General features: G+C 45.4%; 10 protein-coding genes and 1 pseudogene. 3 read left to right on the plus strand and 8 right to left on the minus strand.

Features of this window, described 5'->3' with window-relative positions:
- The first annotated feature begins 311 nt into the window (after positions 1-311).
- From ACY2VW_RS08330 to asnA, 3 genes are all read left to right on the plus strand, one after another.
- Positions 312-1055 carry a ThuA domain-containing protein gene (locus ACY2VW_RS08330; RefSeq protein ID WP_461877739.1) on the plus strand — a complete coding sequence of 248 codons (744 nt, stop codon included), beginning with the start codon at positions 312-314 and terminating at the stop codon, positions 1053-1055.
- A gap of 130 nt (positions 1056-1185) precedes the next feature.
- The gene (locus tag ACY2VW_RS08335; RefSeq protein WP_461877740.1) at positions 1186-2037 is read left to right on the plus strand and encodes a sugar phosphate isomerase/epimerase family protein; all 852 of its coding nucleotides are present in this window, start codon (positions 1186-1188) and stop codon (positions 2035-2037) included.
- Between the two features lie 214 nt (positions 2038-2251).
- Positions 2252-3265, plus strand: a complete 1014-nt coding sequence (asnA, locus tag ACY2VW_RS08340) for an aspartate--ammonia ligase (RefSeq protein ID WP_022463264.1) — start codon at positions 2252-2254, stop codon at positions 3263-3265.
- A 258-nt stretch (positions 3266-3523) separates the two neighbouring features.
- On the opposite strand, the gene ACY2VW_RS08345 is transcribed toward asnA, so the two are convergent.
- The 8 genes and pseudogenes from ACY2VW_RS08345 to ACY2VW_RS08380 form a co-directional block, all read right to left on the minus strand.
- Positions 3524-3781, minus strand: coding sequence for a hypothetical protein (locus tag ACY2VW_RS08345; RefSeq protein WP_461877741.1), 258 nt, complete (start codon positions 3779-3781; stop codon positions 3524-3526).
- A 52-nt stretch (positions 3782-3833) separates the two neighbouring features.
- Positions 3834-5153 (minus strand): TIGR02679 domain-containing protein, encoded by a 1320-nt coding sequence (locus ACY2VW_RS08350; protein ID WP_461877742.1) that lies wholly within the window; start codon positions 5151-5153, stop codon positions 3834-3836.
- Positions 5146-9201, minus strand: coding sequence for a TIGR02680 family protein (locus ACY2VW_RS08355; RefSeq protein ID WP_461877743.1), 4056 nt, complete (start codon positions 9199-9201; stop codon positions 5146-5148). The genes ACY2VW_RS08350 and ACY2VW_RS08355 overlap by 8 nt, the downstream gene beginning before the upstream one ends.
- Before the next feature lie 95 nt (positions 9202-9296).
- Positions 9297-10424 (minus strand): TIGR02678 family protein, encoded by a 1128-nt coding sequence (locus tag ACY2VW_RS08360; RefSeq protein ID WP_461877744.1) that lies wholly within the window; start codon positions 10422-10424, stop codon positions 9297-9299.
- A 3-nt stretch (positions 10425-10427) separates the two neighbouring features.
- Positions 10428-11897 (minus strand): TIGR02677 family protein, encoded by a 1470-nt coding sequence (locus ACY2VW_RS08365; RefSeq protein WP_461877745.1) that lies wholly within the window; start codon positions 11895-11897, stop codon positions 10428-10430.
- 184 nt (positions 11898-12081) lie between these two features.
- Positions 12082-13275, minus strand: coding sequence for an elongation factor Tu (gene tuf / locus ACY2VW_RS08370; protein WP_022463261.1), 1194 nt, complete (start codon positions 13273-13275; stop codon positions 12082-12084).
- 197 nt (positions 13276-13472) lie between these two features.
- On the minus strand, positions 13473-15590 hold the full coding sequence (gene fusA, locus ACY2VW_RS08375) for an elongation factor G (RefSeq protein ID WP_461877746.1): 2118 nt from the start codon (positions 15588-15590) through the stop codon (positions 13473-13475).
- A gap of 15 nt (positions 15591-15605) precedes the next feature.
- A pseudogene (locus ACY2VW_RS08380) lies at positions 15606-15674 on the minus strand (30S ribosomal protein S7); the annotation flags it as partial.

Genomic DNA, 15674 nt, shown 5'->3' on the forward strand with positions numbered 1-15674 from the left:
GACTTTATAACTATAGCACTGACTTTTTGCGTTACTTTAAGGAGTGCTGTAAGAGAATTTGTGAATTGAAATATTGGTATAGCACGAGTATAATTTATAGCAAGACCAGAAAATAACGTAAAAATTCAGCACCGCAGCGTGTGAATGACTGCGTCACAGATTTTCGTCGTACCCTGGTACGCCTTTCCATCTGTTTCTTGCAATTTGCACTCTACAACACTGCTTTTTTTTCATTTTTTTCATTATTTTCAGGATTTGCTATCGATAACTTTTTGAAAATGACATATTTTTTATAGAAGGAGGATGGACGAATGATACGAGTTACGGTCTGGAATGAGTTTCATCATGAGCGGACGCAGGAGAAGGTGAAAGAGATTTATCCGGACGGGATTCATGCCTGTATTGCAAAGTTTCTGGGAAAAGAGGAGGATCTTTCGGTTCGGACGGCTGTGTTTGACGAGGAGGAGCATGGGCTGACGGAGGAAGTGCTGGCAAATACCGATGTGCTGGTGTTCTGGAATCATATGCTGCAGGAGGAGTTTTCGGATGATGTAGCCGAGCGGGTTCGGCGTCATGTGCTGGCCGGAATGGGGCTGGTAGTTCTGCATTCGGGGCATTATTCCAAGATTATGCGGAAGCTTCTCGGAACAAGTATGACTCTCCGGTGGCGGCATGGGGATCGGGAGAGACTGTTCTGTACGTGTCCGACACATCCGATCGCGCAGGGGATTCCGGCATGGGTGGATATTCCGGAGGAAGAGATGTATGGGGAGTTTTTTGATATTCCAAAGCCGGATGATGTGGTATTTACGGGATGGTTCGCAGGCGGTGAGGTGTTCCGCAGCGGATGCACCTTTACACGTGGGCTGGGCAAAATTTTCTATTTTCAGCCGGGACACGAGGAGTACCCCATTTACCATATGCCGGTGATTCAGCAGATTATCAAAAATGGAGTCCGCTGGTGCGTTCCTGTAGTACGAAGACCGGCGCCTCTGGATAATGCATGGGTGAATCCATCTACGGAGGAAGTGTATCTTTCTTCACACGAAAAATAGCAACTGCAGTTTACTGATATCTGTTTCCTGTTTGATTTTCAAAATGGGATCTGATTTCACGATAAAAATTATGCTGTAATGTGCCAAAGGAGTCCGAGTGCACCTTACAGGAGACAGGAGGAAATGATAGATGAGAAAACTTTCCGTTTTTTACGAACACATTCTACAGGCGTGTGAGCAGTCCGGTAAGACGATTCCGGAAGTGCTCGCGTTCTGCAGGGAGCAGGGAATTTCGGCTGTTGAGATGAACTACAGTCTGTTTGCATCAGAAAAAGAGGTCATTGCCCCGATGCTTTCCGATGCGGGGCTGGTGATCAGCTGTATGCATGAAACCTTTGATTTTTCCCATGATGCGGATCTTGGCAGAGCACAGCAGATGCTCGATACTGCGGCATCGCAGCAGGTTTCGCGTGTCCTGTTTGTTGCAGGCGCGCTTGAAACTGCCGAAGCGGCAGAGCTTGCAGCCTGCAGCAGCACCCATGAGGCAACGTGTACTTTTATGGCCGAAAACAAGTCGGTGCAAAATATCGTACATGCGCTTTCCTCACTCGCCGAATATGCGGCTTTGCGTGGCGTTACGATTACCTTAGAGGACTTTGACGGTTTTTTACAGCCGTTTGCACGCACATATCCACTGCTCTGGTTTATGGAGCACGTGCCGGGGCTGCGGTATACGCTTGATATCGGAAATTTTGCTTTCAGCGATGAGGATGTTTCGTATGCTGCCTGGCTTCTGAAGGATTATATTGTCCATGTTCACTGTAAGGATCGTGCCGAAAGCCCACTCGTTCACGGACGTTTCTGCCGCGGCCTTGGCCAGACACCGGCCGGAACGGGATATCTGCCGATGGCAAGGCTTCTTACGGATTTAGAAGCGCACGATTACGACGGTTATCTCGCCATCGAGCATTTCGACGCGCCGGATCAGTTATCGTTCATCAAACAGTCCGCAGCGTTTCTTCGTCAGTGGGTTTCCGAATAATTCCGCCTTTTTCATGCGCGCTCTGATTTTCGGAAAATTTCGTATTTCCGGGGAGAAATTCAGCAAGGAAAATATATCGAAAAAATTCTTTACTATCTTTGGTTTTTTCGTATCTTTTCCTTGCTTTCCAGGGAAAACATGGTAAACTAAATTTGAAGCTTTTTGAGAAGGCGTGATTCGAAAAGCAAATCTAAAACAAGAGGGTTTTAAAGTAATGGGAGAAATTATTATTCCGCAGGGTTACAAATCTGCATTAAACCTCCACGATACACAGGTGGCGATTAAAACAGTAAAGGATTATTTCCAGCATGAGCTGACACATCGTCTGCATCTGCTCCGTGTAACAGCTCCGCTTTTTGTACAGCCGGAAACCGGCTTGAATGACAATCTGAATGGTGTAGAACACCCGGTTTCTTTTGAGTTAAAGGACCAGGGTACCAAAAAAACCGCAGAGATCGTTCAGTCTCTTGCAAAATGGAAACGGTATGCACTTCACAAATATGGCTTCTCCGAGGGAGAAGGCATCTACACCGATATGAACGCCATCCGCCAGGACGAGGTGACCGACAACATTCACTCCGTTTACGTGGATCAGTGGGACTGGGAAAAAATCATGTCCCCGGAAGAACGCAATCTTGATTTCTTAAAGAGTACCGTAAAAGACATCTATGAGGCGCTGAAAAACACAGAAAAACATATGGCAGACCAGTACGACTACATCGAAACCATTCTGCCGGATGAAATTTTCTTTATCACTTCCCAGGAGCTTGAGGATCGCTATCCGGATCTGACTCCAAAGGAAAGAGAGTATACGATTACAAAAGAAAAAGGTGCTGTCTTTATTATGCAGATCGGCGGCGTGCTTGCTTCCGGAGAGCGTCAGGACGGACGTTCCCCGGACTACGACGACTGGTCTTTAAACGGCGACCTGATCGTTTATTATCCAGTGCTTGACATCGCTCTGGAGCTTTCCTCCATGGGAATCCGCGTCAACGCAGATGCTCTCCGCGCCCAGTTAAAGGAATGCGGATGCCAGTCCCGCGCGAAGCTTCCCTTCCAGAAATCCATTCTGAACGGCACTCTCCCGCAGACAATCGGCGGCGGTATCGGACAGTCCCGTATCTGTATGTTTTTCCTGCGCAAAGCGCATATCGGAGAGGTACAGTGCTCGGTATGGCCGATGGAGACACGAGAGGTGATGGATGTGATGAATATTCAGCTTCTGTAAGATTGGTTTTGAATAGACTATTACGCTAGAGCGCGCCTAAAAAAGGGATACGTTTCCTGTCTGCCCGTTTTCAGGGCATGACAGAAACGTATCCCTTTTATATTTTCCTGCATTGCTGCACTTCGTCCTTACATCAGATCTTTTTCTTCTTTTCGCAGTTTCAGAACCGATCTTCCAAAAGCGCAAGCAGTTCCTCTCTCTGAAAGGATGCTGTCTTAATTTCATCACCGGCGAGGATCTCTTCCGCCAGCTCTTTTTTCATCTGCTGAAGCTTGATAATTTTTTCCTCGATGGTTCCTTAAATTCAGACATTTCTTCATCTACAGAAACGCTGACACAATACATATTTTTTCCGCTTCCGTCTACGACAGCTGTAATTTTATGCAGTTGATATCCAAAAATTTCCTCTATTTCCTGTACCTGAAAAGCATGCACTTTCTGTTCTTCATAGATCTGTTTTCCACGGTTATATGATACGGAATTTGTCTCCCGCTTGATGTCCGCCTTTGTAATCATGCTGATAAAATCCTTTCTGTTCTATCTTTTCCCATCATTCACAATTCGTATTTTACAGATTCTGGTTTGGATTACCTCTGACAATGTTCTCGGAAAGCTCTTTTAAAATATTTTCCTGATATCCCGCTTTTCCTGTTTTCCTTACCAGTTCCGCCGTCTCTCTTAGCAAAGGATTCCGTATATGTTCCAGCTTTTTCCTGCCATTCTCTCCAAATGCTTCTTTTGAAAGGCTGTTCCGGTAATCCTCTGGTGACATTCCAAAGAAGCAGATTCTGTTTCCAAACCGCTGCCAGAGTCTGTCAGCAATTCCAATTCCATCCGGGTCAAGATCTCCACTGTAGTAAATGGGAATCCCACTCTGTACGATCAATGAAATCAGTTTTAATGCTGCATACCGCGGCTGTCCCGACGTACACAGCAGCGACACCTTCTTTCCCTGCACCTGTTCCATAAGATAGCTGAATACCATTTCGTTTTCCACAATGTATACACACGTTCCGACAGGCTGTACTTCTGTAATACCCTTCAGATTTTCCATCGTAAGCACATACGGTTCCCCGCATCGGCAAAAGGCTTCATATGCCGGATGCCATATCTCCTGTTTTTTTAAACGAATTCCAAACGCATGTACCAGGGAAGAAATGTTATCCGGCACAATTCCCACGCACTGCAGCAGTTCTCTCCATTGATATGTATTCTGCGGCAATTCTGCCTTCTCATACCAGCAGAGTGCCTGTGTAAACAAAGAACCTTCTGTTGTATTTCGATCAAAATAATGTGGATTTCCCGAGATTTCTGCCGCTGCAACCGCAAGCGGAACGATTTCCTCACTTCGTTTCCATTGCTCCAGCTGACTGACTGCACGGCACACATACCGTACCATTTTTTCTGTCTGCCATACATTCTTTTCATATTCCCGCATCACAATCTGCCAGCCAAATTTTTTTTCTGAAAGCATGGCAGAAAGCCATTGTGCTGCAATCGACGCGGGTTCTGTTTCTTCTTGTATGCTGCTCCGGATCTTTTTCAGAAACTGCTGCTTCTGATTTTGCTCCTGCTCCATCTGCTTCTGGTTGGTCATCATTTTCTCATGAAAATAGCATTCCAGAAGCTTCTGCATATCAACCGGTGCAAATCTGGTTTTCTGCAGACCACGTTGAAATTCTGCAAAAGAAAAACAAATGGTATCGCTCAAATATCTTTTGCCCGTAATTCCGCTGACCGCACGTCGTTCTTCCTCCGAAGTATATTTCAGTGTGATTCTTCCCGCCGCTTTTCCATAGGAACGCCATTTTTTTCTCATTTCTTCCATGGCTCTGTGGTATGCCTTCTGCGTCTGAAGATACACTGCACATTCTTTTTCGTTATTCATCTAAAACTCTTTCTTTTCCATTCCAGCTATAATAGATCACCGAAACTGTTTTGGAGTTCAGCGGCCGCAGCAGCTCTGCAATTCGCAGCGCATGAACTGTTTCAAAACATCCCCACAATGCCTGCGAGTTCATGATGTAATCAAAGTCCAGTTTTTCCACAAGTTCAAACATACTGCTGATGTTTTTGTCATCAACACCGGCAAATGCCTCGTCCAGTGCAATCATCCGAGGATGGTCTTTTTGCTCCGCTTTCTGATACTGGGCATTTACAGCCGCAAAGAGCGGAACATACATCGCCATTGCTTTCTCTCCACCGCTGAACCGGTTAAAGGCAGCATTGGTCAGCGGTTTCTTCTGCTCCTTGCCGCGCCGGAAATACATGTGGAATTCAAACCATTTCCGGTAATCCAGGGCATCCCGCACCAGATCCATATAGTTGATGACACTCTGTTCCTCTTCCAGCCGCATTTTTTCTGTACGGATTTTGCTCCGGAAATGTGCTGCAACTTTTTCAATATCCTCCAGTGTCAGAAGTCCTCTGTCCCGGAGCAGAATTTCTTCCAGCTCCGTGATATCAAGTTCTGCCTCATTTTCTGCTTTCCGCGGTTTCCAGTCCAACGAAAAACAAAGACCCATGGACGTATCCATCTCCTTCATCAGTTTCGACATATCCTGTACCCATTTGCGGCTCTCTGCAATGCGGTCGGTCAGCTGCTGGCTAATCGTCTGGGACAGGATATCTTCAAATAATTCTCTGTCTTTTCTCTGAATCAGCAATTCCGTTTCTTCGATCGCTGCCTTCAGAATCGTATAGAATTCATCCAGATATACCTTTTTTCCATTCCACGTTGATACAATACGGACACGGCTGCGCAGAAGATTCCCCATTTCTTCTGTCAATCCGTCTTCTGCTCCGAAACATTTTTCCATCGTAGTTCCGTAGCTGGTCAGGCTGCCGTTATGCTGCTGAAATACACGGATCAATGTCTGGAATACATCGGATGCATCACGGTTTTTATCATTTTCCCGAAGCAATCTGACTGCTTCTTTCGCACATTCAGGAAGCGTTTTATTTTCCCGGTTCATCAAAAGTTTTAAATCAAGTTCTTCTTCAAAATAGTTCCGCAGTCTTGTCTCCAGCAGAAGCTCTTTCTGCAGCTCTTCTTTTTTCTCCGGCATTTCCGCCCGGATCCGTTCACATTCTGCCTCCAGAACCGCCAGCTCTCTGTCCAACTGACTGCTTTCTTCACTGATCTTTCGCAGTTCTTCCTGCAGTTTTTTCAATCGGTTGGCCTTTTCCACAATCTCCGGACTGTTCAGGTACTCTTCAAACTGATCAATCTGGATCTGGGCCTCCCTCACTTTCATCCTGTAGCCCCGTTTTTCTACATAGGCTTCATCCTGCTGCTCTGCATCCCGTTCCATTATTTCCTGTTTCACAGTAACCGCGCTTTTCTGCGTCATGATTTGCAGCAGAAGCTGTCGGATTTCCTGCCAGATGCCATACACGGCTTCCGCCGCATCCGCGGCTTCTTCATATGCTTCTTCTGTCCTTCCGTACGGCAGACTTTTACAATTCTGAAGCATGCTCTGATATCTCTGATTCTTTTCTTCGCGGCATGCCTCTTCCTGTTTTTCTTTTCTCCCGTACTCTGTTTCTGCTATCTGCAGCGTCAGTCTGCACTCTTTTTCCAGTGCAAAAGCGGCATTGATCTCCGAGAAATCCGGCAGCTTCTGATATTCATCCTGCAGAAATTCCAGCTTTTTTTCAATCTCTTCCAGCTTTTGTCCGGTCACCTGTACTCTGTTTTCGATTTCTTTCTGTAATTCTGCAAGTTCGCGCAGCTTCTGCTCTCTGCGTCGTTTCCGGGCCAGAACTCCGAGATACTCTGCTTCTCCTTCTTTATCCGCCCGTCCTGTCAGTACACCCTGACGGAACCATCCGTCTTTTCCAAGATAGATTCCTTTTCCGTTTTCTTCCTCATAAATGTTGCTCAAAATCCGCTGAACAGTCTCTTTCAATGTCTGGGAAAGTGTTTCACTTACCCTTAGTCCGGAAAAAGAAGAAGCTCCGCTTTCTCTGACGGTCAGAACCGTATCCAGAAGCTCCGGACAGGTTTTGCGCAGCTTTCGACTGTCTTCTTCTGAAATCACAAGTGCATCCAAAAGTCCCATCTGCTGCAGCTGTGCCTCCAGCCTTGCGCAGGCAGCAGAATCCAGGTTTTCGGAAAATTCTACCGTCTTATAGAACGGAACTGCGAGAATATTTTTTTCCTGCAGGGCAAGCCGGGACTGTTCGGCAGACTTTGTCCGCGCCGGTTCCAGTTCTTCCTGCTGCTGAACCTTTTTTTGTTCCTCTTCTACCTGTGCAAGTTCCCTCCGGCTGTCTTTCCAGGCCTGCGTCTGCTTCGCTTTCTCTTCTAACAGATGCTGTCTCTGACGTTCATAATCGTTTCGCAGCAGTTCCTGTACTGCACTGGCATCCTCGATGGTCTGGTAATTTCGGATTTTCTGTTCTGCTGCTGTAAGAACGGTATGATCCGGTTTCCAGATTTCTGCCATTTTTTCTTTTTCAAAGATTTCTGTGATCCAGTTATCCAGACTTTCCGTGATAAATTCCCGTGCCTGTTCCAGCTTCTGTTCTTTTTCTGTTTTTTCTGCCCGCAGACGTTCCATCTGGGCTGCAATTTCATCGTACCTTTGCACTGCCTCCTCGTATCTTTGAATCGCTCTGCGGCCTTCTTCAATTGTCTTTTTCAGCGCAGACAGACTCTGAACGATCTCTTCTGTCTGTACAGTCTCCTCTGCCCGCACGATCTGCATTGCCTTTTCATACGATTCCCACTGCAGAATTTCCTGTTCTTCTTCCAGTTCCTTACAGATTTCCTGAAGACTCTGCTGTTTTTGTTCCAGAAAACTTTTGAGTTCTGTAAGCTGCTGCTCGCTGTTCCATATTCTGGTCTGATATTCCTGCGCCTTCTGTTCCCAATAACGCTCTTTTTCCTCTGCGGCTTTTTTCTGATCCTTTGCATACTCCAGCTTCTGATCAATTTCTTCCAGATTCATGTCCAGAAGACCATTTTTTTCCGTCTCGGCAAGTTTCCGACATTCCTCCAGCTCCGCGGAACGGCTGCTCTTCTGTTCCTTTTCCTGTTCTGCATTCTGAAGTTTCCGTTCCTGCACTTCCAGCTTTTTCTGTAAATCCGAAACTTCCTTTCTTTTGTTCTGATAAGCCTGCGCTTTTCTTGCAAGCATATACTGATTATACCGTGTGTATTCATTTCGGATAATCCGCACATCGTCAAATGCCCGCTTCAGCATATCCAGACTGTCCTGGATTTCATCCATTTTCTCCATTGCTTCTACCATAGCACGCAAGTCTTCATCTGTCAGCGTCTGGAGAGAATCATTCAGGATTTCATATACCTTCGTCGGTTTGAATTCCTTCGACAGTTTTGGCGCACGCACCTTTACAAGAAGTTTGATAAACTGCTCATACTGCTCCTCTTTTCGAAATCCGAAAATATACTGGTTGACATGCTTTTTATATTCGCTCTGGCTGTCCGTATAAAAATTCTCCTCCCCGAGGGCACTCTTTAATTCTCGTTTATCATAGGGAATTTTACTCGATCCGACTTCTTTGTAAAGCCAGAAATCATAGCCAATACGTTTTCCATCCAGGATCACAAAGCCCCAGAAATCCATCGGCTTTCCCCGTTTGGCCCGCTGGCCGATTCCGATGGTTCGATATTCCCCTGTTTCTTCTTTTTTAAACTCAAGAAAAAGATAACCGGTTGACTCATCTTTTCCTTCTTCTCCCAGAAAATAATATTCCATTTTTCGATCACTCGAACCAAATGGATCCAACCGGCTCGGCGTACGGTCACCGTCCAGTACAAATGGAATAAAGCTTTGCGTTGTGATTGATTTTCCGGAACCGTTCTGTCCTCTCAAAAGAAGTTTTCCATCGTTAAACGCAAAATCCTCCTCATCATACAGCCAGAAGTTTACGAATCCAATCCGGCTCATTTTCCAACGCTCTTTCATCCCTGATGTTCCTCCCTGTTTTCCAATCCAACGGTATTTTTACTTCTCTTTATTTTTTGTGTTTCTCTTCGTTTTTTGCTTCAGTGAAATGATATCTATTTTGTCTTGAAATCTTCCGGATAAAATCCCGTCATTCTTCCTGTCCCCGGCAGGATCGTAACCTGCTCGCCCTCCACGCGAATCATCATCCAGTTTTTCATGTACTGTATCACGGTTTCGCAAAGCTTTTTCTCTTCCATCTCACGAAACTCTTTACTCCAGCCCTCGCTCCATTTTTTTCTGCAGGCAAGCAGCAGTTTTATGAATTTATTCTTTTCTATATAAATACATTCATTTTCCTGTTTCTGCAGCTTCCTTTTTTTCAACTCTTTTTGAATTTCCACACATACCAGCAGAACTGCCTCTGGCAGCATAGCATCCCTCGGATGCACACTTCCGTAGACATCTCCTTCTTCCAGCGTCAGGCATGCAGCATTTTTATAAATATCAAGGTTTCCACCCAGATTTTCACGCAAATATTTTGCAACCCACTGTCTTTCATTTTTCAGATACAGGGCATCCGGATCGCTGTTTTTTTCCCAATACATGGCAGGGCATGTGACAAGCTGCCGATAAACGCGATGAATTCTTGCCGCACCTCTATTTTCCTGCACCTCTTCAAAATCTGCTGCTTCAAAGTCCTCCCATGATTCATATTGCGAAATGTCCGTCGGAAAACTGGTTGCAAAATATTTGGAATAGCCGGTGTTTTCATATAATACTTCCTGTCCGGCCTCTGCTCCAAAAGCCTCACTTCTTCCCTCGTACACGCGGAGCATCTGCAGCTTTTCCATATACTGCAGAACCCGCACCAGCGATTTTCTCTGGGTAAAAGAGGTCCAGTCAATCGTCAGGTATGCTTTTAACTGTGTCTCTACATAATCAATCAGTTCGGAAAGCAGGAACTGTTCTTCCTCTTCTTTGTCTTCCAGATACATCAGCACAACACAAAAAATACAGTAATCTCTGATCTCTGTAAATTCCTCAATTCCCATAAACGCTTCCGCATGTGCCGGTATCTTTTCCAGCTTCAGCAGATTTTCCGTGTGAATCAGCTTCCATCCCATCTGCTCACGGAGAAATTTCTGAAAGTTAGGAATGTCCCGTTTTACTTTGTAGTACGTTTCTTTCTCTGTATCTTTGCAGATCCAGACCTTTTCCAGCAATGTTCTTACTTCATTCATATTTTATCTAAACTCCAAAATATACGATGGCATCGTCAGATCGCCATCCTCACACTTCAGAACACAGGTTCCTTTTTCCCGCATTAACCGGTATTCCTGCCCGTATTCTGTTCTGCCCTTTTTTTGTGAATTCATATTCGCCTGTGCAATCCACTGCAAAAATACTTTTCTTGTATCTTCTGTCACACGTTCCGATATTTCCGAAAAGACAATTTTGTGATCTTTAATGTAATGCATGACAATTTCTTTCTGTCCCTGCACCTGCTTCAGATATGCTTCCCTCTGTATCATCTTCTCCATTGTCTTGTCAGAAAAACCGCGTTTGTCCTTCTTTTCTCTGTAGTTTCTGGTATGCGGCTTCAGCAGAAATTCCGCCGGCGTCTCTTCATAAATACTCTTATTGATGGCATCCTCTTCCCGCGGTTCTATCGTTTTAAAGTGTTCTATTTTCTGCACACCGAAAACATGCGCGGATAATTTCTGTGCTTCTTCCAGATCCTCACATTTCAAAAACAGTTCCAGAAATTTTTTATAATCATCTTTTCTGCTGATTCCCCAGTTCTGGATCTGCACAATCAATGCTGCATTCTGTATGATGCTTCGAATGACGTCATTCGTAATCTTCAGTACCTTTTTACATTCACACTCTCTTTTTTCCGTGTCAACAAACCAGTTTTTTAATGATTTCCACTTTCCCTGCACATTTTCACGAATGCTTGACTCTGCATTTTCATGAATCTCCAGCTGGGCATGTGGAATATCCAGCTCACTTTGCACCACTTTTTCCAGAACAGTTTCCTCAATCACCGGAATGTTCTGTACCAGGATCCGTTCAATTTTTCTGGAATGACGCTGCATTTCCTGCACGAAATCGGTCAGATATTTGATAAACTTATCTTTGTGTACAATAAATTCTACCGATTTCATCAGCTGTTCTGTCTTTCCGGAATAAAAGTCCCGCAGATAATCCTGATAGTTCTGATTCAGCCGTTTAAAATCTTCCTGCAGCAGATTCCACCATTCATTTACTTCTTTCAGTGAAGCACGCTCCATCATGGATGCTTCATCCAGACTTTTCTCCAATCGGACAAAAAAATTGGTAGACAGATTACCCGATTCTAAAAAGATGTTTTCCAGCCGTACCGTAAGACGTTCAATTTCCACTGCATACTCTGACATCGTATACTGATACTGTTTGTTTTTATAATCCGCTATTGTATATACTCTTCCCGGATCCTGGATCGGCGTCAGGTTTTTCCATTTTACCAGGGCATTTAAGTCCAGTACAAGCTGATCCATTGTATAGGTTTCGAACAGCGGATCTTTCTTTATCATTTCAAAGATGTCTTCTTTATACAGCTGAAAATTCATCTTTTCATATTCCCGGTAGAAGCATCGCATAATCTTTCGATAGGTTGACGCATTCGGTACCGATAAATAAGAGGTTTCATCAATTGCCTCCAAGTAGTCCATCTTTTTTCCCTTCTTCTCTTTTAATTCAGCTAATAAAAATTATATCATATCTTGCTATATATAATAAGATTCTTTTGGTCAAAAACAGAAAAACCCCGGTCGCCTTACGACGCCGGGGTCTCTTACGTTTGAGCACAAGTATCTTTCGATACAATTATATTTTATTCGAATAGTCTACCGATGATTAGTCGATCAGAGTAGCAACACGGCCTGATCCAACGGTACGGCCACCCTCACGGATAGCGAAGGTAAGACCCTGATCCATAGCGATCGGGTGGATCAGTTCGATGGTCATCTCAACGTTATCGCCAGGCATGCACATCTCAGTTCCTTCCGGAAGAGTGATAACACCTGTTACGTCAGTTGTACGGAAGTAGAACTGCGGACGATAGTTGTTGAAGAATGGAGTATGACGGCCACCCTCGTCTTTTGTCAGAACGTATACCTGAGCGGTAAATTTGGTATGGCAGTGAACGGTACCTGGTTTAGCCAGAACCTGTCCTCTTTCGATCTCTGTTCTCTGAACACCACGAAGCAGAGCACCGATGTTATCACCAGCCTGAGCCTCATCGAGGAGTTTACGGAACATCTCGATACCAGTTACAACAGTTTTCTTGGTCTCTTCTTTCAGACCTGCGATTTCAACTTCCTCATTCAGATGAAGAACACCAGCCTCAACACGGCCAGTAGCAACAGTACCACGACCAGTGATGGTGAATACGTCCTCTACAGGCATGATGAAATCTTTATCAGTGTCACGCTGCGGATCCGGGATCCAGCTATCTACTGCATCCATAAGCTCCATGATTTTATCTCCCCATGGGCCAGCCGGATCTTCCAGAGCTTTCAGAGCAGAACCCTGGATGATCGGAGTGTCATCTCCCGGGAAGTCATACTCGTTCAGCAGCTCACGGATCTCCATGTCTACCAGCTCAAGCAGCTCTTCGTCGTCTACCATATCGCATTTGTTCATGAATACAACGATGTAAGGTACACCTACCTGACGGGACAGAAGGATGTGCTCTTTTGTCTGAGCCATAACACCGTCTGTAGCAGCTACTACAAGGATAGCTCCGTCCATCTGTGCAGCACCAGTGATCATGTTCTTTACATAGTCAGCATGGCCTGGGCAGTCAACGTGTGCATAGTGTCTTTTCTCTGTCTGATACTCAACGTGTGCAGTAGAGATTGTGATACCACGCTCTCTCTCTTCCGGAGCTTTATCGATATCTTCGAAGTTCTCAGCAGTGTTTCCTTCTACTCTGGTAGAAAGTACTTTTGTGATAGCTGCGGTCAGAGTTGTTTTACCATGGTCAACGTGGCCGATGGTACCAATGTTACAATGCGGTTTTGTTCTTTCAAATTTAGCTTTAGCCATTTTAAAATGTCCTCCTTAAAATTGCGCCCAGTGGGCTTTTTTGAGACTAAATTGGTGGCAGGAACCCACCTGAATCGTAAACCTGCTAAGTCTGATTATATTGCATTTCCGTCTTATTTGCAAGGGAAATCTCAGAAAAATAATACTTTTAGGCTGTGCAGCCTTTGACAGCTGCACACCCGATTATTTTTCTTACATTATTTTGCTTTTGCAGACAGAACTTTTTCCTGTACGTTTTTCGGAACCTGCTCGTATTTATCAAAGAACATGGAGTAGTTACCACGTCCCTGAGTTTTAGAACGAAGGTCTGTTGCGTAACCGAACATTTCAGCCAGCGGTACGAATCCACGGATCATCTTTCCGCCGCCGATGTCATCCATACCCTCGATACGACCACGACGGGAGTTGATATCACCGATAACATCACCCATGTAATCTTCCGGAGTGGAAACTTCGACTTTCATGATAGGCTCAAGAAGAACCGGAGCACCCTTCTGCATAGCTTCCTTGAATGCCAGAGAACCAGCAATGTGGAATGCCATCTCAGAAGAATCGACCTCATGATAAGATCCGTCGTATACATTTGCATGAACACCGACTACCGGGAAGCCTCCCAGGATACCGGCTTTCATAGCCTCTTCGATACCTTCGCCTACAGCCGGGATATACTCTTTCGGAATAGCTCCACCGACAACGGTAGACTCGAATTTGTAAATCTCTTCGCCGTTTGCATCCATAGGCTCGAATTTAACTTTACAGTGACCATACTGTCCACGTCCACCAGACTGTTTTGCATATTTGCTGTCGATGTCTGCCGGTTTGGTAATGGTCTCTTTGTATGCAACCTGCGGAGCACCTACGTTAGCCTCTACTTTGAACTCACGAAGCAGACGGTCAACGATGATTTCCAGATGCAGCTCACCCATACCAGCGATGATGGTCTGACCAGTTTCCTGATTGGTGTGTGCACGGAAGGTCGGATCCTCCTCAGCCAGTTTTGCAAGGGACTCGCCCAGTTTGCCCTGGCCTGCTTTTGTCTTAGGCTCGATAGCCAGCTCGATAACCGGCTCCGGGAACTCCATAGACTCAAGGATTACCGGATGCTGCTCGTCGCAGATGGTATCACCTGTTGTGGTGAACTTGAATCCGATTGCAGCTGCAATGTCACCGGAGTAAACTTTATCCAGCTCCATACGTTTGTTTGCATGCATCTGAAGGATACGTCCAACACGCTCTTTTTTATCTTTTGTTGCATTCAGTACGTAAGAACCGGAGTTCATGGTTCCTGAATACACACGGAAGTATGCCAGCTTACCAACGAATGGGTCTGTCATAATCTTGAATGCCAGTGCGGAGAACGGCTCGTCATCGGAAGAATGTCTTACGATCGGGTTTCCGTCCAGATCGGTACCCTCGATTGGCGGGATATCGGTCGGAGCCGGCATGTACTCAAGAATAGCGTCCAGAAGTTTCTGAACACCTTTGTTTCTGTATGCAGAACCGCAGCATACCGGTACAGCTGTACACTCGCAGGTAGCTTTACGCAGAACTGCTTTCATCTCGTCAACAGACGGGATATCATCATCCAGATAACGCATCATCAGCTCATCGTCCAGCTCGCAGATTTTCTCTACCAGCTCGGTGTGATACAGCTCAGCGTCTTCTTTCATATCTTCCGGGATATCAACGATGGAGATATCATCGCCCTTATCGTCGTTGTAGATGTAAGCTTTCATCTCGAACAGATCGATAATTCCCTTGAACTCATCTTCCTTACCAATTGGAAGCTGAAGGCAGATAGCATTTTTACCAAGTCTGGTCTTGATCTGATCTACAGCGTTGTAGAAGTCAGCACCAAGGATGTCCATCTTGTTGATGAATGCCATACGCGGTACGTTGTAGGTATCAGCCTGACGCCATACGTTCTCAGACTGAGGCTCTACACCACCTTTTGCACAGAACACGCCGACAGCGCCGTCCAGTACACGAAGAGAACGCTCTACCTCTACGGTAAAGTCAACGTGGCCTGGGGTATCAATGATGTTGATACGGTGCTCAAGAGCGCCCGGTTTCGGCTTGCAGTTCTCTTCCAGAGTCCAGTGGCAGGTTGTAGCAGCTGAAGTAATTGTGATACCACGCTCCTGCTCCTGTTCCATCCAGTCCATGGTAGCAGTTCCTTCGTGAGTATCACCAATCTTGTAGTTAACACCGGTATAGTACAGGATACGCTCGGTCAGGGTTGTTTTACCTGCATCGATGTGAGCCATAATACCAATGTTTCTGGTTCTCTCTAATGGATATTCTCTTCCAGCCAACGGATTTTCCTCCTCTTAGAATCTGTAGTGAGCAAATGCCTTGTTAGCCTCTGCCATCTTATGAACTTCTTCTTTCTTCTTCAC

The sequence above is a fragment of the Fusicatenibacter sp. genome, from assembly GCF_977045365.1.

Excerpts from the sequence above, each read along its gene's own strand:
- ACY2VW_RS08330 (WP_461877739.1), top strand. The coding sequence starts at position 312 with ATGATACGAGTTACGGTCTGGAATGAGTTTCATCATGAGCGGACGCAG.
- ACY2VW_RS08335 (WP_461877740.1), top strand. The coding sequence starts at position 1,186 with ATGAGAAAACTTTCCGTTTTTTACGAACACATTCTACAGGCGTGTGAG.
- asnA (WP_022463264.1), top strand. The coding sequence starts at position 2,252 with ATGGGAGAAATTATTATTCCGCAGGGTTACAAATCTGCATTAAACCTC.
- ACY2VW_RS08345 (WP_461877741.1), bottom strand. The coding sequence starts at position 3,781 with ATGATTACAAAGGCGGACATCAAGCGGGAGACAAATTCCGTATCATAT.
- ACY2VW_RS08350 (WP_461877742.1), bottom strand. The coding sequence starts at position 5,153 with ATGAATAACGAAAAAGAATGTGCAGTGTATCTTCAGACGCAGAAGGCA.
- ACY2VW_RS08355 (WP_461877743.1), bottom strand. The coding sequence starts at position 9,201 with ATGAAAGAGCGTTGGAAAATGAGCCGGATTGGATTCGTAAACTTCTGG.
- ACY2VW_RS08360 (WP_461877744.1), bottom strand. The coding sequence starts at position 10,424 with ATGAATGAAGTAAGAACATTGCTGGAAAAGGTCTGGATCTGCAAAGAT.
- ACY2VW_RS08365 (WP_461877745.1), bottom strand. The coding sequence starts at position 11,897 with ATGGACTACTTGGAGGCAATTGATGAAACCTCTTATTTATCGGTACCG.
- tuf (WP_022463261.1), bottom strand. The coding sequence starts at position 13,275 with ATGGCTAAAGCTAAATTTGAAAGAACAAAACCGCATTGTAACATTGGT.